General features: G+C 66.8%; 18 protein-coding genes. 3 read left to right on the forward strand and 15 right to left on the reverse strand.

The features are described 5' to 3' along the window. The first annotated feature begins 12 nt into the window (after positions 1–12). Positions 13–1,176, forward strand: coding sequence for an MFS transporter (locus DIZ22_RS03420; RefSeq protein WP_048937536.1), 1,164 nt, complete (start codon positions 13–15; stop codon positions 1,174–1,176). Positions 1,177–1,179: 3 nt separating this feature from the next. Here the strand turns inward: DIZ22_RS03420 and DIZ22_RS03425 are convergent, their stop codons facing one another. Further along, positions 1,180–4,098 carry a sensor histidine kinase gene (locus DIZ22_RS03425; protein WP_234415616.1) on the reverse strand — a complete coding sequence of 973 codons (2,919 nt, stop codon included), beginning with the start codon at positions 4,096–4,098 and terminating at the stop codon, positions 1,180–1,182. Positions 4,099–4,254: 156 nt separating this feature from the next. Here DIZ22_RS03425 and DIZ22_RS03430 point away from each other — a divergent pair, with 156 nt between their 5' ends. Together DIZ22_RS03430 and DIZ22_RS03435 are read left to right on the forward strand one after the other, a co-directional pair. Continuing rightward, positions 4,255–4,836: an AraC family transcriptional regulator gene (locus DIZ22_RS03430; RefSeq protein WP_048937538.1), complete on the forward strand. Its 582-nt coding sequence runs from the start codon at positions 4,255–4,257 to the stop codon at positions 4,834–4,836. Beyond that, positions 4,833–5,408 carry a TMEM175 family protein gene (locus DIZ22_RS03435; protein ID WP_010338162.1) on the forward strand — a complete coding sequence of 192 codons (576 nt, stop codon included), beginning with the start codon at positions 4,833–4,835 and terminating at the stop codon, positions 5,406–5,408. Before DIZ22_RS03430 ends, DIZ22_RS03435 begins: the two co-directional genes overlap by 4 nt. A 3-nt stretch (positions 5,409–5,411) precedes the next feature. On the opposite strand, the gene DIZ22_RS03440 is transcribed toward DIZ22_RS03435, so the two are convergent. From DIZ22_RS03440 to rutB, 14 genes are all read right to left on the reverse strand, one after another. After that, positions 5,412–6,113 carry a YoaK family protein gene (locus DIZ22_RS03440; protein ID WP_048937573.1) on the reverse strand — a complete coding sequence of 234 codons (702 nt, stop codon included), beginning with the start codon at positions 6,111–6,113 and terminating at the stop codon, positions 5,412–5,414. Between the two features lie 21 nt (positions 6,114–6,134). Next, positions 6,135–7,511 (reverse strand): alginate export family protein, encoded by a 1,377-nt coding sequence (locus tag DIZ22_RS03445; RefSeq protein ID WP_048937539.1) that lies wholly within the window; start codon positions 7,509–7,511, stop codon positions 6,135–6,137. Next, the gene (locus DIZ22_RS03450; RefSeq protein WP_048937540.1) at positions 7,504–7,932 is read right to left on the reverse strand and encodes a DoxX family protein; all 429 of its coding nucleotides are present in this window, start codon (positions 7,930–7,932) and stop codon (positions 7,504–7,506) included. The genes DIZ22_RS03445 and DIZ22_RS03450 overlap by 8 nt, the downstream gene beginning before the upstream one ends. A 1-nt stretch (position 7,933) precedes the next feature. Next, complete coding sequence (locus tag DIZ22_RS03455; RefSeq protein ID WP_048937541.1) at positions 7,934–8,824, reverse strand: hypothetical protein; 891 nt, start codon at positions 8,822–8,824, stop codon at positions 7,934–7,936. Positions 8,825–8,959: 135 nt separating this feature from the next. Further along, on the reverse strand, positions 8,960–10,804 hold the full coding sequence (locus DIZ22_RS03460; RefSeq protein WP_048937542.1) for an amidohydrolase: 1,845 nt from the start codon (positions 10,802–10,804) through the stop codon (positions 8,960–8,962). A gap of 80 nt (positions 10,805–10,884) precedes the next feature. Then, positions 10,885–11,145 carry a XapX domain-containing protein gene (locus tag DIZ22_RS03465; protein ID WP_122927910.1) on the reverse strand — a complete coding sequence of 87 codons (261 nt, stop codon included), beginning with the start codon at positions 11,143–11,145 and terminating at the stop codon, positions 10,885–10,887. Between the two features lie 22 nt (positions 11,146–11,167). Then, positions 11,168–12,004: an alpha/beta hydrolase gene (locus tag DIZ22_RS03470; RefSeq protein ID WP_004212564.1), complete on the reverse strand. Its 837-nt coding sequence runs from the start codon at positions 12,002–12,004 to the stop codon at positions 11,168–11,170. A gap of 94 nt (positions 12,005–12,098) precedes the next feature. Then, positions 12,099–12,758 carry a hydrolase gene (locus DIZ22_RS03475; RefSeq protein WP_010338169.1) on the reverse strand — a complete coding sequence of 220 codons (660 nt, stop codon included), beginning with the start codon at positions 12,756–12,758 and terminating at the stop codon, positions 12,099–12,101. Positions 12,759–12,988: 230 nt separating this feature from the next. Beyond that, complete coding sequence (locus DIZ22_RS03480) at positions 12,989–13,651, reverse strand: response regulator transcription factor (RefSeq protein WP_048937544.1); 663 nt, start codon at positions 13,649–13,651, stop codon at positions 12,989–12,991. Positions 13,652–13,701: 50 nt separating this feature from the next. Continuing rightward, positions 13,702–14,280, reverse strand: a complete 579-nt coding sequence (locus tag DIZ22_RS03485; RefSeq protein WP_048937545.1) for a M17 family peptidase N-terminal domain-containing protein — start codon at positions 14,278–14,280, stop codon at positions 13,702–13,704. Between the two features lie 191 nt (positions 14,281–14,471). Next, complete coding sequence (gene rutA / locus DIZ22_RS03490; RefSeq protein WP_122927911.1) at positions 14,472–15,566, reverse strand: pyrimidine utilization protein A; 1,095 nt, start codon at positions 15,564–15,566, stop codon at positions 14,472–14,474. Between the two features lie 4 nt (positions 15,567–15,570). Continuing rightward, the gene (gene rutD / locus DIZ22_RS03495; protein ID WP_048937547.1) at positions 15,571–16,353 is read right to left on the reverse strand and encodes a pyrimidine utilization protein D; all 783 of its coding nucleotides are present in this window, start codon (positions 16,351–16,353) and stop codon (positions 15,571–15,573) included. Further along, complete coding sequence (rutC, locus tag DIZ22_RS03500; RefSeq protein ID WP_048937548.1) at positions 16,346–16,729, reverse strand: pyrimidine utilization protein C; 384 nt, start codon at positions 16,727–16,729, stop codon at positions 16,346–16,348. Before rutC ends, rutD begins: the two co-directional genes overlap by 8 nt. After that, the gene (gene rutB / locus DIZ22_RS03505; RefSeq protein ID WP_048937549.1) at positions 16,729–17,511 is read right to left on the reverse strand and encodes a pyrimidine utilization protein B; all 783 of its coding nucleotides are present in this window, start codon (positions 17,509–17,511) and stop codon (positions 16,729–16,731) included. The genes rutC and rutB overlap by 1 nt, the downstream gene beginning before the upstream one ends. Positions 17,512–17,540: the final 29 nt, after the last annotated feature.

A 17,540-nucleotide genomic window follows, 5' to 3' on the forward strand; every position in this document is an offset into this window, starting at 1 on the left:
GGGAGGAGCATCATGAAGATCAATCCACCGCTGCTCGCGCTGGCGGCCGGTGCCTTCGGCATCGGCGTCACCGAATTTGCGCCGATGGGCCTGTTGCCCGTCATCGCCACCGATCTTGGCGTCTCCATCCCCGCCGCCGGCCTGCTTATCAGCGCCTATGCGATCGGCGTCATGCTGGGCGCGCCGCTGATGACGCTGACCACCGGCCGCTTGCCGCGCCGCACCCTGCTGATCGGCCTCGCCGCCATCTTCACCATCGGCAATCTGATCGCGGCGCTCTCCACCAGCTATGCGATGCTGCTGTTCGCGCGCATCATCACCTCGCTCAACCATGGCGCCTTCTTCGGCGTCGGATCGATCGTCGCCGCCAGCCTGGTCCCGCCCCAGCGGCAGGCGGGCGCGGTCGCCGCCATGTTCATGGGGCTGACCATCGCCAATGTCGTCGGCGTGCCGCTGGCGACCTGGGCGGGGGAAGTCATGGGCTGGCGTGCGGCCTTCTGGGGCATCGCGGCGCTGGGCGTGCTCACCATCGCGGCATTGCGCCTGACCCTGCCCGACATGCCGGCCCCGACCGAGGGCGATGCACGGTCCGAACTGCGCGTGCTGATGCGCGGGCCGGTGCTCGCCGCGCTCGGCCTTACCGTGGTCGGCGCCAGCGCGATGTTCACCGTCTTCACCTATATCACGCCGATCCTGCGCGATCAGACCCATGGCTCGATCGGCTTCGTGACGGCGATGCTGGTCCTCTATGGCGTGGGCCTCACCATCGGCAACTGGCTGGGCGGGCGCTTTGCCGACCGGTCGGTGGACAGGACGCTGATCGTGACGCTTGCTGCGCTGACGGCGATCCTCATCGCCTTCGCCTTTGCCATGCCCTTTGCCGGGCCGACGGCGGTGCTGATCTTCCTGTGGGGGATTGCCAGCTTCGCGCTGGTGCCGCCGCTGCAGGTGAGGGTGATGAGCGCCGCGGCCGATGCGCCCAATCTGGCGTCTTCGATGAACATCGGCGCCTTCAACCTGGGCAATGCGATCGGCGCAGCCCTGGGCGGCGCTGTGATCGCCGCTGGGTTGAACCTGCCGTTCGTCGCGATCGCCGGGGCCGCTGCGTCCAGCCTCGGGCTGATCGCGCTGCTGCTCAGCCGCCGCAGCGGCGCGCCGCGTGCCGCCACCGCCTGACGCTCACAGATAGGCGACACGGGCCGGCACGGTCACGCGGATGGTCGTGCCGGTCCTGGTGGTGGAGATGATCTCCACCGCGCCATCCATCCGTTGCGCCCGTTCGCGCATGCCGACCATGCCATAATGGCCTTCGCGCGATCCGGCCGCCAGCACCGCTGCGGACAGGCCGATGCCATCATCGATGATCGCCAGCGACAGCCGGTCGGTGCCATGATGCAGCTCGACGATGATGGTCCGCGCCGCCGCATGGCGCAGGCTGTTGCTGATCGCCTCGCGCGCGATCCGCATCATCTCGTCGGCGACCGGGGCGCAGACCAGCCGCACGGTGCCGGCCTCCTCGACGCGCCAGTCCAGCCGGTCGCCGACCATCTCGTCCAACAGCGCGCGCAGACGGACCGCCATCGCCACCGGCTGCAATGCCTGTCGCAGCGAATGGACCCGCTCGCGACTGTCGACCAGCACATCCTCGGCCCGGTCGAGCGCGCCTTCCAGCTCGGTGCGGGCGCGTTCGCCGCGCGGCAGCAACTCGACCACCGCCTGGAAGCGCAGCATCAGCCCCTGGAACCCCTGCAACAGCGTGTCGTGCAGTTCCCGTGCGATCCGTTCGCGCTCGGTCAACTGTGCCTCGACCCGGCTGCGTGCCCGCTCGGTCACGACATGCAGGCGCCGGCGGTAGAGCAGCCAGCCGGCCAGCAGGATCAGGCTGATGCACAGGATGCGGAACCAGCGCGTCTGGTAGAAGGCTGGGGCGATCTCGAACGCGAGCGCTGCGCCCTGCCTGTTCCATACCCCATCATTGTTGGCCGCGATCACAAGGAAGCGATATTGGCCGGGCGCCAGATTGGTATAGAGCGCCTGCCGCTCCGTCCCGGCATCGAACCAGCCGGTGCCGCTGCCCTCCAGCCGATAGCGGAAACGGTTCTGCGCCGCATCGGTCAGGCTGAGGGCGCTATAGTCGATCTGCACCCGGCCGCTATGGGCGGGCAGGGCGATGCGGCCCGCGGCCAGCGGATAGGCCTTGCCATCGACCCGCAGCGACCGGATCGCCACGGGCGGCGGCACGCCATTGCGGGCCAGCCGGGCGGGATCGCTCCAGGCCAGACCCTGATCGGTGGCGAACCAGAGCTGGCCGTCGCGATCGAGGGCGATGTCGTTCGCCTCGAACAGGTTGGATCGCGCCCGATAATCGGCTTCCTGGCCGACCCGCTGATAGGGGATGGGGCGATCGGGCTGGGCAAGGCCCTTGTCCAGCGCATCGCTGCGCATCCGCACGATACCGGTTGCACCGTTGATCCAGGTCCAGCCATCGGCGGTGCGGGCGATGCCGGTAATCCCGGCCAGATAGGGATGGGTGCGTTCGCCCAATGACTGCAACCGGCCACCCTTCAGGCGCGCCAGCCCCTTCATCCCGCCGATTAGCCAGCTTTCGCCATCCGCGCGCAACGTCAGGATCGACCCGATCGGGCTGGTCCCGGCGGGCAGCAGCGCCGTCTCTTCGCCATCGCGAATGCGCAGCAGCCCGCGCCGGCTGCGCCCGGCGATCAGGCCGCCATGCCCATCGGCGCGCAACAGGGTGATGGTGCCGCCCGGCTGCCCCGCCGCGCCGCTCGCCGGCACCAGCCGCCCGCCGTCCAGCCGGTAGAGCCGGTCCATCCCGGTCCAGAACTGTCCGCGATCGTCGCGTGCGCAACTGACCGACAGCGGCCCTTCGACCGACGTCGTGCGGCGGACATCGCCGCGGTCGTCCAGGTCGAGCAAGAAGGCGCCTTCCAGGCTGATCGCCAGCAATTGCCGGTCGTCGCCGCACAGCACGCCAATGTCGGCGCGCGGGAAGATCAGCCGGGGCTGGCGCTGGCCCGGCCCGACGCGATAGACGCCGCCGATACCGGCATAGAAGATATGGGCCGATCGCGCCGGCGCGACGAAGCCGGTCACCAGCGCCTCCTCGCCCGCGCCGATCAGGCTGGCGGCGGCATAGCGTTCCACCCCGGTCTCGGTGCCGACCCAGATATTGCCTTCCCGGTCCTCCAGCGCGGCGAGCGACAGCGGCATGTGCCCGGCCGCGGCCTCGACCTTGTCGCCGCCCGCAGGAAGCCGCGCCAGGCCGCCATTCTGACCGGTAATCCAGGCCGTGCCCTGGCGATCGACATGGATATGGCGGGTGACATAGGGGGTGTTGACGGGATCGAGCCGGGCCGCGGCCTGCCCGCCGGAAATCGGCCGGATGCCGCTGTCGTCCGCCAGCCATATCCGGCCCGCCCTGTCCTCGTCCAGCGCGGCGAAGGGGGCGACCTGCATCGCCAGCGGGGCGAAGCGCGCGGCACCGGGCGCCAGCCGCAGCAGGTGCGGCGGCAAGGCGAGGTAGAGGCTGCCGTCCGACGCGGCCAGCATCGGCCCCATCATGCCGTCGGTCAGGCCCTGCTGCGCGCCATAGCGGCGCCAGCGGCCATGCTGGTAACGCGATAGCAGCATCTTGCCGCGGGCTTCCGCCGCGACCCAGATCGATCCGTCGCGCGCCTCCACGATGCCGGCGACGCCGCCCTGCGCCGGCCAGGGATTGGCATCGCGCAGATGGCCGTCGCGATAGAGGGCGATGCCGCCGAAATCATGGCCGACCCAGATGTCGCCATTGCGCGCCGCCAGCAGGGCGGTGACCTGCAAGGATCGGCGCGGGTCGTCGCGATCGGCCAGCATGCGCTCGAACCGGATGCCGTCAAAGCGGTAGAGGCCGGTCGAAGATCCCAGCCACAGATAGCCGTCCTTGCCCTGCGCCAGCGCACGGACATTGCCCGGCGCTCCGTCCTTCAGTGTCCAGCGGCTGTGGCGCAACTGGCTGATCGACTGGCTCGGGTCCAGCGCCTGCCCCGGCTGGGCCAGCAGCATGGCCGCGCTCGCCGTGATGATCGCCCGGCGCTTCATGATCTTCTGCTCGGTCGCGACATGGGGGCCTTGGGGCGGGAGGAACCGACAGCCGTAGCGCTGCGGGCCGATGCGATACAAGCCCCCCGTTAGAGGGACGCTCGCCCCCTCCATCCGGGCTTTGGGAAATCGTGACGCAGCCGCATCATTCCCGCCATGCCGGATATCGCCAGTCTCAACACGCGCCCCAACCTGCCGCATCGGCTCGACGCCGCGCCGCTTCTGGACCTGCTGACGCGGGCGCAGATGCTGCTGCATCGCGACCCCAACCGGGCGGACCTGTGCCTCGATCAACTGCGCAACCTGCTGCGGCAGGGCACGGATGCGGACGACGGCGTCGCCATGCTGGCCCGGCGTCCCGACAGCCATTGCTCGCCGCCGACCGGCGGGCTGGCCGGCTGGCAATTGCGCAAGGTGACCGCCTATGTCGAGACGCGGCTGGGCCGCACGCTGGTGACGGAGGAACTGGCGCTGGTGGCGAGCCTGAGCCCCGGTCATTTCTGCCGCGCGTTCAAGGTCAGCATGGGCGAGACGCCCCATGCCTATGTCATCCGCCAGCGCATCCGCCGGGCACAGCGGCTGATGCTGGAAACCGGCCACAGCCTGTCCGACATCGCCAGCGCCTGCGGCCTGACCGACCAGGCGCACCTGACCCGGCTGTTCAAGCGGCTGGTCGGCACCACGCCGCTGTCCTGGCGCCGGACCTGGCAGGGATCGCCATTGGCGGCACAGGCATGAACAGCAAAAGGCTGGAGGCGTTCACCGACGGGGTGATCGCGATCATCATCACCATCATGGTGCTGGAACTGAAGGTGCCGCGCGGGGGATCGCTCGCCGATCTCACCCAATGCCTGCCGTTGCTGATCGCCTATCTGCTCAGCTTCGTGAATGTCGGCCTCTACTGGAACAATCACCATCATCTGTTCCAGCTCAACCCGCGCATCGACGGGCGGGTGCTGTGGGCCAATCTCTTCCTGCTCTTCTGGCTCAGCCTGGTGCCGTTCGTCATCCGCTGGCTGGACGAGAGCGCCTGGTCGACCGGAGCGACGGCGGCCTATGGCATGGTGTTGGGCGCGGCGGCGATCGGCTATTTCCTGACCGAACGGGCGATCATCGCCTGCAATGGCGCAGGCTCCAGGCTCGCCCGCGCGCTCGGCATGGACTGGAAGGGGTGGGGAACGCTGGCCATATATGGCGCGGCCATTCCCCTGAGCTTCGTCAGCCGCTGGCTGGCGGTCGCGCTCTATGTGCTGGTCGTAGCGCTCTGGTTCGTGCCCGACCGGCGGTTCGCGCGGGTCGCGCTGCCCTGATCTTCAGCCCCCGTGGGGCAGGGCGGCCGCCGGGTGGCGGACGCAGAGCAGGGTGCCGACCAGCACGATCGCGCCCGATACCATCAGCGGCAGCGCCAGCCCCATATGCACCACCATCAGCGCGCCGGCCGCCGCGCCCGCGAAGATGGCGACGATCGCCGCGATCCGCCGGCCAAGATTGGGATTGGCGCCGCCCGCGAGGCTGGAATCCGCCGCAATGCCGGTGACGGTCAGGGTCAGCACGGTGGTGGTAAGGTCGGGCACCTTCAACTGCCGGATGGTGGCGTTGCGAAAGCCCATCGCGATCGCGGTCAGGCCGATGATCGCGAACAGGCCGGCGGCGGGCTGGAGCGTGGGCACATGGAAGTTCAGCGCGACCACCGCCGCGATCCACAGCAATGCCGCCTCGATCAGCGCGGCGACCGTCAGCCAGTGGCGCAGCGGGCGTTTGCCCAAGCCCTGGCCGACCCGGCCGGCGATCAGCGCGCCGATGAAGAAGGTCAGCAGCGCGACCAGATAGGGCGCCACCCTGAAGCCCGGCGTCTGTGCCGCAGCGAAGCCCAGGAACACGACATTGCCGGTCATGTTGGCGGTGAACACCTTGCCCAGGCCCAGCACGCTGACCGCGTCGACCAGGCCGGTGGTCGCCGACAGCAGCAAGAGCAGGCCGGGCAGGGGGGATGCGCTTTGGGACGCTGGCGGCATGATGATGCTCCTCAACATGATCTAGAAACGGAAATTGGCCTCAAGGCCGGTCATGGCGATGGTCTGGGCCGGGCCGGTCTCACGGATGAAGGCGCCCGGTGCGAAGAAGGACAGCGAAGTTGACAGTTCCAGCTCCGCCGTCGCCTGCCAGGCCAGCGTCGCCTCCACCTCCTTGCCGATGAAGCGGGCGCGGCTGTCGCCGGGGCCACGGATCAGGTTGCCGGGAATGTCGTAGACGCCGTCATGGCGGGCGTATCGCCAATAGGCCATGCCGGCGACGCTGGCGGAAAAGCCGTCGCCCAGCGGCGCGCTGATCCGGGGATTGAGGCTGACGATGTTGGTCGGCCCAACGGGCGAGAGTTCGCCGAAATATTTGCCCTTGGGGAAGAGCGCGTTGAACGTGCCCAGCCTGTCATCTTCGCTGTCACGATCGCCGCTCACGATGTTGAAGCGCAAGGTGGCGTCGGGCGACAGCGGCAGGTCGGGCAGGGTGCGGCCGACCTCGGTGCCGATCGTCCAGGCGGAAATGCGCTGCCCGTCATAATGGCCGAACTGATAGACGCCCTCGACATTCCAGTGCCAGTCGCCCCGCGCGCCATGCGAACGAAGGCCGAGGCTGTGGCGCTCCTCCCGCCCCGTCAGCCCGCCGAAGCGCGCGGCGCGGTTGCGATAGCCCAGATAATAGAGGTCGAGATCCGGCAGCGTCGCATAGGCCCCCCACAGCCTGCGGGTGTCGGACGTGCGATCGTCGAAACTGGCGGGGCCGGGCTGTACCGGGTTGAGCAGGAACAGGTCGAGCGCGCGGCCTTCGCCCAGGGACAGGCTGCCGCGCACGCCGTCGAACGCCAGCGGGGTGTTGGGACCATAGCGGGTGCCGACCAGCCTTTCGGTGCCGAGTGAAACCATCTGGCGCCCGGCGCGCAGGGTGACGGGGCCGGCGCCCAGTTCGGCAAAGCCCTGGAGCAGGTCGAGCCGGCTCTGGTCGATCGGGCTGGCCGAGGGCGCAACGCCGACCGCATGGCTGATGATCGGCTGGACAAAGGCACGGGCATGGAGCCGGTCCGGCGCGCCGACATGCAGGTCGGCATAGGGCATGGCGCGTGCCCATAAATAGCTGTCGTCGGGCGCATCGGCCCCGCCCCAGAGATTGTCGGCATAATTTTCGTTGCGCAGCCGCAGCTCGACGCCGGTGGACAGCCAGACATCGGCGCCCAGCGGGATATATTTGAACTGCCCCGTCCAGTGATGGTTGCGCTTTTGAGCGTCCGCCAGATCCGACCAATCCTCGTCATAGCGGGTGATCGACAGGGTCGGCGCCTGCCAGGCCTCCCGCGTCTGCGCGGCCAGCGGCGGGCAAGCGCAGAGCGAGAGGGCAAGGCAGACTGATTTTTTACACACGGCGCTGCGCCTGTTCGGCGACCAGCGCCGCCAGGATGAAGCCGCCGATCAGACCCAGATGCTCGAAAAAAGCATTGGTGGCTATGAACCGCTCCTGCCCCATCGGCATCATCCAGAAGGCGTTGGCCGTGAAGGCGGCCAGCAGGGTGAAGACGCCCAGCATCCCCGCGCCCAGCCAGGCCATGCGGCCGGTCAGGATCAGGATCGGCCCGATCAGTTCGATCGCGATGGTGAGCGCGGCCCAGAGCGCTGGCGGGTTCATGCCGAAATGCGCCTGCTCGGCAACCGCCGCCGGCCAGTCCGTCAGCTTGACGATGCCGCCCAGCAGATAGGCGCCGACCAGCAGCAGTCGCGCGATGAACCAGGTCGGCTTCCAGTCGAGGATCGCGTCAACGAAGCGGGGATCGCGGTCGGCGCGCATCCTAGTTCGCCTCGGGCGCATGAACTTCAGCGATATAGCCGCCGGGGAAGCGCAGGATCGCGCTCTGGCGACCGGCGACGCTCTGCGGCGCGACCAATGTTTCGACGCCGGCGGTCTTCGCCTTGGCCAGCGTGGCGTCCATGTCGGCGACCTCATAACCGGTCATGTCGCGGCCATAGGGCCAGGGGAGTTGGCCGTCCGAGACGAAGACGGTCATCTTGCCATAGCCGCTCTCGATGGCGACGCGGCGGATCGTCTTGCCGGGCTGGCCGATTTCCTCGCCCTTGGCGGCGCGATCGTCGGAGACGATCCTGCCATGGGCAAAGCCGGTCCAGTCCCTGATGAACCGGTCAGCGACGTCGGCGGTCAGGTAGATGCGGTTTTCCGGCACGGTGGTCAGCGCGGGATAGCTGGGCTTGGCGGTGTGCCAGTAGAGTTGCATGTTCACGCCACCAGCCCATTGCACCACCACGTCGCGGCCGATCGGGTCGGGGAAGGTAGTGATGCGGCGCACTGCGCCATGCTTGAGCGCGGAGGCAACGGCACCGTCCATGTCGCTCACCAGATAGCCGGTCCGCTCATCGCCGAACGGATAGGGGATCGGCGTCTTGAAGCCGAAGACCGAGACGGTGCCGGCCGGGGTCAGTGCCAGTTGCGACTTGGTCAGGCTGGGCGTCGGCGTCACCTGGAACTCGCCCTGCTTCGACGTGGTGCCACCGAAGGTCGCGACGAAGCTGGTGACGAAGGCGTCGAACTGGCCTTCGGGCACATAGACATGGGTCGTGTCATATTGCGGGCCGACCGCATAATCGGCGCTGGCGGCGGGCTTTGCGATGGCGACCGGCATAGGCATCAGGATGGCGGCGGCGAATAGGAAGGCGAAGCGCTTCATGGACTATCTCCAGGCAGGAAGTCTTTCTCGTCATCCCCGCGAAGGCGGGGATCCATCTCCGGGCGTTGCGCCGTCGGGCTTGGTTGCGAGATGGATTCCCGCTTGCGCGGGAATGACAATGATTTGCGGTTATCGTCAGACGGCCCAGCAGCCGCAGCCGAGCGATCCCCAGAAGGTCTGGACATCGGCGGCCGGCACATCTGCGCCCAGCGCCGCGGCATGGTCATGGCCATGGACGCCGCAGGCCGAATGGCAGCCACAGGCCGATGCCAGCTGCGCGCGCGCCTCACGGGTCTTGTGATAGCCGCCGAAGGTGGCGACCGGCGACCAGTCGGGCATGGGCTTTGGCAGGTCGGGCGCGAGCGGGGCATAATCGCCCTCGCCATGGACCACCTTGCCGCCGAGCAGGGTCAGGACCGATCGGATATGGACGATCTGATCCTCCGGCACCGCAAAATAGTCGGCCGACAGCAAGGCGAGGTCGGCCAGTTGCCCGGCCTTGATCTGCCCCTTCTTGCCGATCTCGTTGGAGAACCATGTATTCTCATGCGTCCACATCGCCAGCGCCTTTTCCCGGCTGACGCGATTGTCGCCGCGGTAGAGGGCGAAGCCGCCGACGGTGCGGCCGGTGACGAGCCAGCTCAAGGATACCCATGGATTGTAGCTGGCGACGCGGGTCGCGTCGGTGCCTGCGCCAACCGGGATGCCCGCTGCGATCATGCGGGAAATGGGCGGGGTGCGCTCGGCCGCCTTGGCGCCATAGCGTTCGACGAAATATTCGCCCTGATAGGCCATGCGATGCTGCACCGCGATGCCGCCGCCCAGTGCGGCGATCCGGTCGATATTGCGGTCGCTGATGGTTTCGGCATGGTCGAAGAACCAGTTGATGCCCTGCAAAGGGATATCCCGGTTCACCTTTTCATAGACGTCGAGCGCGCGGCCGATCGTCTCGTCATAGGTGGCGTGCAGGCGCCAGGGCCATTTATGCTCGGCCAGCAGGCGGATGACCGGCTCCAGATCGCCCTCCATGCTGGGCGCCATGTCCGGCCGGGGCTGGCGGAAATCCTCGAAGTCGGCGGCGGAATAGACCAGCATCTCGCCCGCGCCATTGTGGCGATAGCTGTCATCGCCCTGGCCCGGCGTCACCTGCTTCACCCAACCGGAGAAATCGGCCAGCTCCTCCTTGGGCTTCTGGGTGAAGAGATTATAGCTGATGCGGACGGTCAGTTGATCGTCCTGATGCAGCTTCTCGATGATCTCGTAATCGTCGGGATAATTCTGGAAGCCGCCGCCGGCGTCGATCACGCCGGTCACGCCCAGCGCATTGACGTCGCGCATGAAGTGGCGGGTGGAATTGAGCTGATAGTCCTGCGGCAGCTTCGGCCCCTTGGCCAGGGTCGAATAGAGGATGGTCGCATTGGGCTGGGCCAGCAGCAGGCCGGTCGGGGTGCCGGCCGCGTCGCGGACGATCTCGCCGCCCGGCGGATTGGGCGTGTCCTTGGTATAGCCCACGACGCGCAGCGCGGCGGCGTTGAGCAGCGCGCGATCATAGAGGTGCAGGATGAAGACCGGCGTGTCGGGCGCGACGGCGTTCAGTTCGGCGATGGTCGGCAGGCGCTTTTCCGCGAACTGATGTTCGGTGAAGCCGCCGACCACGCGCACCCATTGCGGAGCAGGGGTACGGGCGACCTGGCTTTTAAGCATATCCATCGCCTCGGCCAGCGTCGGCACGCCGTCCCAGCGCAGTTCCATGTTGAAATTCAGGCCGCCGCGAATGATGTGCATATGGCTATCGATCAGGCCGGGGATCAGGCGATGGCCCTTGGCATCGATCACCGTTGCGTCCGGCGCGGCGGCGCGCACCTCCGCCTCGCTGCCCACGGCCAGGAACTTGCCGTCGCGGATCGCGACCGCTTCCGCCACCGGATTGCTCCGGTCCAGCGTCGTCACCTTGGCATTGACGATGATCGTGTCGGTCATGGGGCGGTCCTTGGCGTGAGCGGTGAAGGGGGAGAGAAGGGCGGAGGCGGCCACCCCGGCCATGGCGTCGCGGCGGGTAATCACGCGTCGCCCTTTTGATTGTCGGCCTGGTTGTTCGGGAGCGTGCCCAGCACATGGTCGCGGCATTCGTTGCGCACGAAGCGGGTCAGTTCATGGGCATCGGCCCAGCGCCTGGCGATCGGCACGATCTGTTCGCCGACCAATATGCCCAGCAGGCCGATCAGGGCCACTACTGGGGGCGCGGGCGAGCGCACCCCCAGCAGCGAATAGACGATGCCGACCAGGAGACCGGCGCCGAGGGAGAGAAGATAGACTTTCATCGCCGGTCTCCTGCGTCTGCGATCAGGCCTGGATGAAGGCGAGGATGTCGGCGTTCAGCACGTCGGCATTCACCGTCAGCATGCCGTGCGAATAGCCCTCGTAAATCTTGAGGGTCGCATTAGGCAGGATCTGCGCCTGCAGCACGCCGGCATTCTTGTAGGGCACGACCTGGTCGTCATCGCCATGCAGCACCAGGGTCGGCACGGTGATCGCGGTCAGATCGTCGGTCTGGTCGGTTTCGGAGAAGGCCTTGATGCCTTCATAATGGGCCTTGGCGCTGCCCATCATGCCCTGGCGCCACCAATTGTCGATGACGGCCGGCTTCACGTCCGCGCCGTCGCGGTTAAAGCCGTAGAAGGGGCCGGCGGCGACATCGTGGAAGAATTGCGCACGGTTGGCGGCGAGGCCGGCGCGCAGCCCGTCGAACACGTCCATGGGCAGGCCACCGGGATAACGGTCGGTCTTCAGCATGATCGGCGGCACCGAACTGACCAGCACGGCCTTGGCCACGCGGCCTTCGGGCAGGCCATGGCGGGCGACATAGGCGGCCACTTCGCCGCCGCCGGTCGAATGACCGATATGGATGGCGTTCCTGAGGTCGAGATGGCGGGCGACGGCGGCTGCGTCGGCGGCATAATGGGCCATGTCATGGCCTTCGCTCACCTGGGCCGAGCGGCCATGGCCGCGACGGTCATGGGCGACGACGCGATAGCCCTTCGACAGGAAGAACAGCATCTGCGCGTCCCAGTCGTCCGACGACAGCGGCCAGCCATGGTGGAACATGATGGGCTGGGCGTCCTTTGGACCCCAGTCCTTGAAGAAGATGTCGACGCCGTCATCCGTGGTCACGAAGCTCATGGGGATTTCCTTTGCTCGGGTGGGGAAAGGGGAGAGGGGAAAGGGCCGGCGGTGCATGGGGAGAGGGGGAGGCACCGCCGGCCCCTGGCGCAGGTCAGTGGCCGCCTTCGGAGGCGCCGAACATGGCCTTCGCATATTTGATGCCCAGGCCGTATGCGCCGCCAAATTCCTTGGCGATGCCGGTGGTGGACTCATAGGTTTCGGTGCGCGCCCAGTCGCGCTGCAGTTCCAGCATATATTGGAGCGAGGTCATCGGCTTGGCGCCGAGCTGGATCATGCGCTGCACGGCGCGCTCATGCGCTTCCTCGCTGATGTCGCCACAGGCGTCGGCGATGAAATAGACGTCGAAGCCCTGGTCGATCGCGGAGGCGACCGGGCCGACGATGCAGACGCTGGTCCACAGGCCGGCGAAGATGATCCGCTCCTTGCCGATGCGGTTCACTTCCTCGATCACGGCGGCATCTTCCCAGGTGTTCATGCTGGTGCGGTCGAGCAGGGGCTGGCCGGGGAAGGCGTCGGTGATCTCGCTGAACATCGGCCCCGAAAAGCTCTTTTCGGCCACGGTGGTCAGGATGGTCGACACGCCGAACGACTTGGCGGCGCGGCTGATCAGGGCGGCATTGTTGCGCAGCAGTTCCGGCGCGATCGACTTGGTGGCGAAGGCCATTTGCGACTGGAAGTCGATCAGGACCAAAGTGTGGTCGGTCGGCGAGATGAGGGACTTGCCCGGCGTCGGCGTGGCGGTGATCGTCATGGGTCGGCTCCTTGGTTTCGAGCAGTCGTCGCTGCTGTGAAGACAGTGTTAGCCGGCGTGCCTGATCCGAAATATCCAGATAAAATGCACCGGCTTGTTCTAAAAAATAGAAATGGTCAGTCACTGGCCTGACGCGCGCGATCATAGCTGTCCGTCGCCGCCCGATCTTGGATCAGGCTGACATGTTAGCGATCATTCCGATGCAAAGGGGGCGCTCGCGCGCCATGTCGTCAGAGGTCGATCAGTCCGCGCTTGATCGCCAGCGTCACCGCATGGGTGCGATCGGTCGCGTCGAGCTTCGAGAAGATCGACTTCATATGGCCCTTCACCGTCTCTTCGCTGATATCGAGTCGCGCCGCGACCTGCTTGTTGCTGTTGCCCCAGGCCGCCAGCGAAAGCACCGCGATCTCGCGCTCGGTCAGCGGGTCTTCCAGCACATGCAGGGCGATCGCGGTGGCGACGGTGGCGTCGAGATGCTTGCCGCCCAGATGCACTGACCGGATCGCGTCGAGCAGCTGCTTGCGCAGGCTGGCCTTGAGCAGATAGCCCATCGCCCCTGCGCGCAGCGCCTTGATCGCGCGGCCATCGCCCGAATAGGTGGTCAGCACGATGATCCGGGCGTCGGGATGGATGGCCCGGATCGCGGCGATCGCGTCGAGCCCCGGCATTTCCGCCATCTGCAGGTCCATCAGCACGATGTCGGGGCGCAATCGCGCATATTCCTCCACCGCGCGCCGGCCATTGTCCGCCTCGCCGATGATCCGCATATCGGCCTGGGTCGCCAGCATCGCCCGCACGCCCTCACGCAGCAGCGCATGATCGTCCACCACCAGGATCGATATGGGGGTGATCGCAGGCTGCATGTCGTGGCTGTGGATCGGACCGGGCTGCATCGCGCCAGAGTGGCGTGTTCCGCTTCCCAAGTCCATGCGATAGTCGTGCCTCATCGCGGCGCGGCCGGCCATTGTGCGATGATCGTGCCCAGCACGTCGGCGGCGTTGTCGGGCTGGTCGAAGGTCCAGTTCAGGCCGGCGAACCGGCCGGGAGAGAGATAGGCGTCCAGCGCCGCCAGCACGCCGGCCATCATCGCACGGGCGGCAGCGCGTTGCCCAACCTTCGTTGCCGCCGGATCGAGCAGCCGCAGCAGGCAGGCGATCGAACAGCTGTCGAGCCGGAGCGCTGCGCGCATCGCCACGGCGGCCAGCCGGCCCAGCCGTTCGGCATCCAGATCGTCGATTTCTCCCATGCCCACAATCATCAGCGACCGGCAGCGCACCGGCGGCGGCGGGCTGGACAGGATCATCGTCTCGCCGAACCTGCCGTCGAACAGGCCGCCCGCGCGCAATTGCGACAAGGTGCCTGACAGGGCGGCGTCGAGCGCGCAGGCGCCAGGATCGATCCGGCTCGTGGCGGACAGGACCGGCATGCCGACGATCAGCAGATCGACATCGCTCGCGATCGCATCGACCGGCCCGGCGCGGAAGCGGACGGTGCGATATGTGCCGACGATCGGCGCATCCATGCTCGCCACCCTGTTGATCCTCCCGCCATGACGCAGCCGTGCGGGTCGGCGTCTCCTTGGGCCAAGCTAGAGGGACATGGCGCCCGCGTCGTGGCCAGGGCGCGCGGGATTTGGACAATCATGCGGAATTGCCGTGGTGGGAAAGGGGGAGGCGTGCATCCAGGCGTCCCGGCTACCAACGGCTTTGGTGGTTAACTTCTGTGGGAAGATTGGGAATGTCGGGCGCTTTCGGCGCGGCTCTTCATCAGCGGCTGGATGCGCGTGCCGAACGCTTCCACCCCTTCCAGGAAATCGTCGAAGGTCAGCAGCACGCCGCCGGTATTGGGCACCTGCGCCATTTCGTCCAGCATCCGCGCCACGCTGGCATAGCTGCCGACCAGCGTGCCCATATTGATGTTCACGGCCCCTTCGGGCGCGGCAAGCTGGCGCACATTGGTGTCGGTGTTGACGGTGTCCTTGGCGCCCTGATCGGCCAGCCAGGCGATCGCCTCGATATCGACCCCGTCATTATAGCTTTGCCATTTCGCCATGGCCTCCTCGTCGGTCTCCGCCGCGATCACCATGACCAGCACGAACACCGACACGTCCCGGCCGGTCTGCGCCGTGAATTTCGCAAGGCGGTCATTGTTGAAGGCGAAGGCGGTCGGCGTGTTGACGCCCTTGCCCAGGCAAAAGGCATAGTCCGCCCATTTGGCCGAGAAGGCGAGCCCCGCGTCGGACGATCCGGCACAGATGATCTTCATGTCGGCCTGCGGCTGGGGGCGGACCAGACAGTCGTCCATCTGATAATATTGCCCCTTGAAGTCCGATCGGCCGGTCTCCCACAATTCCCGCAGCACGCGAGCATATTCGTCGAGCACATCATAACGGTTGCGGAAATGCTCGTCCCCCGGCCACAGGCCCATCTGGGTATATTCGGGCGGCTGCCAGCCGGTGATGAGATTGAGCCCGAACCGCCCATGGCTGATGCTGTCGATGGTGTTGCACATGCGCGCGGCAAAGGCAGGCGGGATGATCAGAGTAGGACAGGTGGCGAAGATCTTGATCTTCTCCGTAACCGCCGCAAGGCCGGCCATCAGCGTGAAGCTCTCCAGCCCATATTCCCAGAATTGCGTCTTGCCGCCGAAACCGCGCAGCTTGATCATCGACAGCAGGAAATCCAGGCCATGTTTCTCGGCGCGCTGGGCGATTTCCTTGTTGAGGTCGAAGCTCGGCAGATATTGCGGGGCGTTCTCGCTGATCAGCCAGCCATTATTGTTGATGGGAACGAAAACGCCGACCTGCATGGCTTCAACTCCTGAGGAAGGGGAGGACGAGGCGATGGAAAGCATCCGGGTCGGTCACGTTGCAGGCGTGGCCGCCCCAATCGAAGCTGGCGGTCCTGGCCCATGCGATCGGCGCCGCGACATCAAGCGCGCTGGCATGAGGGACAAGAAAATCGTCGCGGGTGGCGATGGCCAGGACCTTGGCTACGGCCGTCAGGTCGAGCAGGTGCGGGCTATAGGCCTGCACGGCGGCGATCCGCTTTTCCATCGTGGCCGCGCCGGGGAAGGTGGCGAGATGATGCGCCAGTTCAGCCTTCAGCGCGTCGTCATGGGCCGCGATCCAGTCCGGCGGGAACAGGAACAGCGGTTGCGCCCGCAGGAATGCCTCGACACCGGCATGGCGCAACAGGGCCAGCCGCGTTTCGAAGCAGCGGCGGGTATGGGGCGACAGCTCCCGCCAGCCGTTGATGACGATCAGGCTGTCGAGCCGTGTTGTCGCGATCGCCAGTTCCATGCCGATCGCGCCGCCCAGCGCATGGCCGATGAAATGGGCGCGTTCGATGCCGAGCGCATCCATCAGGGCGATGACGTCGCCCGCCATATCCTCGACCGAGGTGGTTTCCGGCAATGTCCGGTCGCTCCGGCCGGTGCCGCGATGGTCATAGGCGATGACGTGGAAATGCTCCGCCAGCGCCGGAATGTTCGGCGCCCAATAGCTGGCCGATCCGCCAAGCCCGCTCGACAGGATCAGCGGCGGGGCGTCCGCGCGCCCGTGGGTTTCATAATAGAGGCCTGCGGCCTCAGCCAAGATGCGCGACCGAGGCGATCTCGACCAGGCAATCGGGTTTCACCAGATCGCACCTGATGCAGTAGCGCGCCGGCTTGTCGCCGGGAAAATATTCGGCATAGACGGCGTTGAAGGCCGCGTAATCGTCCAGATCCTTGAGGAAGATATGGTTCATGGCGATGTCCGCCATGGTGCCGCCGGCCGCCTCGACCGTGATCCTGATGACGTCCAGCACATGGCGGGTCTGCGCGGCGGCATCGCCGACATGCAGCACCGTGCCGCCTTCGCCCAGCGCCAGCACACCCGAGACATAGACCGTATTCCCGGCCCTGGCGCCCGCCGAATAGGGGGCGATCGGCGTCGGGAACTGGGGCGGGTTGATCGGTTCGAAAGGCATCAGATCTCCTTGGGCGGAAGCTGGCCGACGGCGGTGCGGAAATCGGCGACATTGCTCACCCAGCCGAAGAATTTCTCGACATTGTAGAGGCTTGCCTCGCGGATGAAGTCCGGCCCCAGATGATGCACCGCATCTTCCAGCAGCACGCCGAAATATTCGAGATGGAAACCGTCGCGCAGGGTCGATTCCACGCAGACATTGGTGGCGATGCCGGTGAAGACCAGGGTGCGGATGCCGCGCGCGCGCAGCACGCTATCCAGTTGCGAGTTGAAGAAGGCGGAATAGCGCGGCTTGTGGACGCGCAGATCGTTCTCTCGCGGCGCCAGCGCCTCCACCAGTTCATAGTCCCATCCGCCGCGCGCCAGGAATTTGCCCGCCAGGTCCGGCCGCGCCCGCATGGTCTTGAGCGCATTGGACTTGTGCCAGTTGGGCGACAGCGGCGTGCCCGCCTCGGCATAGCCGCTGTCCCAGCCATTCTGCAGGAAGATCACCGGCATGCCCGCGGCCCGCGCCACCTCGACCACCTCCGCGATCCGGGGAATGACGCCCGCCGCCGGGCCGACGTCGAAGCCGGCCTCGTCGACATAGCCGCCCTTACTGGCATAGGCATTCTGCATGTCGACGACGATCAGCGCCGTCGTCGCTGCATCGATCCGGATCGCTTCGGGGCGCGCCGGCAGCACCACGCAGGGGCCGGAACGGGACGGGACGGGATCGACGATGGCTGCGCTCACCGGCGCAGGATTGAGCAGATGCACCCAATGGTCAAGCGCGGCCGTCATGGCTAAGGCGCGAGCCGGATATATCTCGG

It is taken from the genome of Sphingobium sp. LF-16 (assembly GCF_003711185.1).
GTDB classification, from domain to species: Bacteria; Pseudomonadota; Alphaproteobacteria; order Sphingomonadales; family Sphingomonadaceae; genus Sphingobium; species Sphingobium yanoikuyae_A.

What these genes read in the sequence shown, in the direction of transcription:
- DIZ22_RS03430 (WP_048937538.1), top strand. Translation starts at nt 4,255, where the DNA reads ATGCCGGATATCGCCAGTCTCAACACGCGCCCCAACCTGCCGCATCGG.
- rutB (WP_048937549.1), bottom strand. Translation starts at nt 17,511, where the DNA reads ATGACGGCCGCGCTTGACCATTGGGTGCATCTGCTCAATCCTGCGCCG.
- DIZ22_RS03440 (WP_048937573.1), bottom strand. Translation starts at nt 6,113, where the DNA reads ATGCCGCCAGCGTCCCAAAGCGCATCCCCCCTGCCCGGCCTGCTCTTG.
- DIZ22_RS03420 (WP_048937536.1), top strand. Translation starts at nt 13, where the DNA reads ATGAAGATCAATCCACCGCTGCTCGCGCTGGCGGCCGGTGCCTTCGGC.
- DIZ22_RS03470 (WP_004212564.1), bottom strand. Translation starts at nt 12,004, where the DNA reads ATGAGCTTCGTGACCACGGATGACGGCGTCGACATCTTCTTCAAGGAC.
- DIZ22_RS03465 (WP_122927910.1), bottom strand. Translation starts at nt 11,145, where the DNA reads ATGAAAGTCTATCTTCTCTCCCTCGGCGCCGGTCTCCTGGTCGGCATC.
- DIZ22_RS03460 (WP_048937542.1), bottom strand. Translation starts at nt 10,804, where the DNA reads ATGACCGACACGATCATCGTCAATGCCAAGGTGACGACGCTGGACCGG.
- rutC (WP_048937548.1), bottom strand. Translation starts at nt 16,729, where the DNA reads ATGCCTTTCGAACCGATCAACCCGCCCCAGTTCCCGACGCCGATCGCC.
- DIZ22_RS03425 (WP_234415616.1), bottom strand. Translation starts at nt 4,098, where the DNA reads ATGAAGCGCCGGGCGATCATCACGGCGAGCGCGGCCATGCTGCTGGCC.
- DIZ22_RS03455 (WP_048937541.1), bottom strand. Translation starts at nt 8,824, where the DNA reads ATGAAGCGCTTCGCCTTCCTATTCGCCGCCGCCATCCTGATGCCTATG.
- DIZ22_RS03435 (WP_010338162.1), top strand. Translation starts at nt 4,833, where the DNA reads ATGAACAGCAAAAGGCTGGAGGCGTTCACCGACGGGGTGATCGCGATC.
- DIZ22_RS03475 (WP_010338169.1), bottom strand. Translation starts at nt 12,758, where the DNA reads ATGACGATCACCGCCACGCCGACGCCGGGCAAGTCCCTCATCTCGCCG.
- DIZ22_RS03450 (WP_048937540.1), bottom strand. Translation starts at nt 7,932, where the DNA reads ATGCGCGCCGACCGCGATCCCCGCTTCGTTGACGCGATCCTCGACTGG.
- DIZ22_RS03485 (WP_048937545.1), bottom strand. Translation starts at nt 14,280, where the DNA reads ATGGATGCGCCGATCGTCGGCACATATCGCACCGTCCGCTTCCGCGCC.
- DIZ22_RS03480 (WP_048937544.1), bottom strand. Translation starts at nt 13,651, where the DNA reads ATGCAGCCCGGTCCGATCCACAGCCACGACATGCAGCCTGCGATCACC.
- rutA (WP_122927911.1), bottom strand. Translation starts at nt 15,566, where the DNA reads ATGCAGGTCGGCGTTTTCGTTCCCATCAACAATAATGGCTGGCTGATC.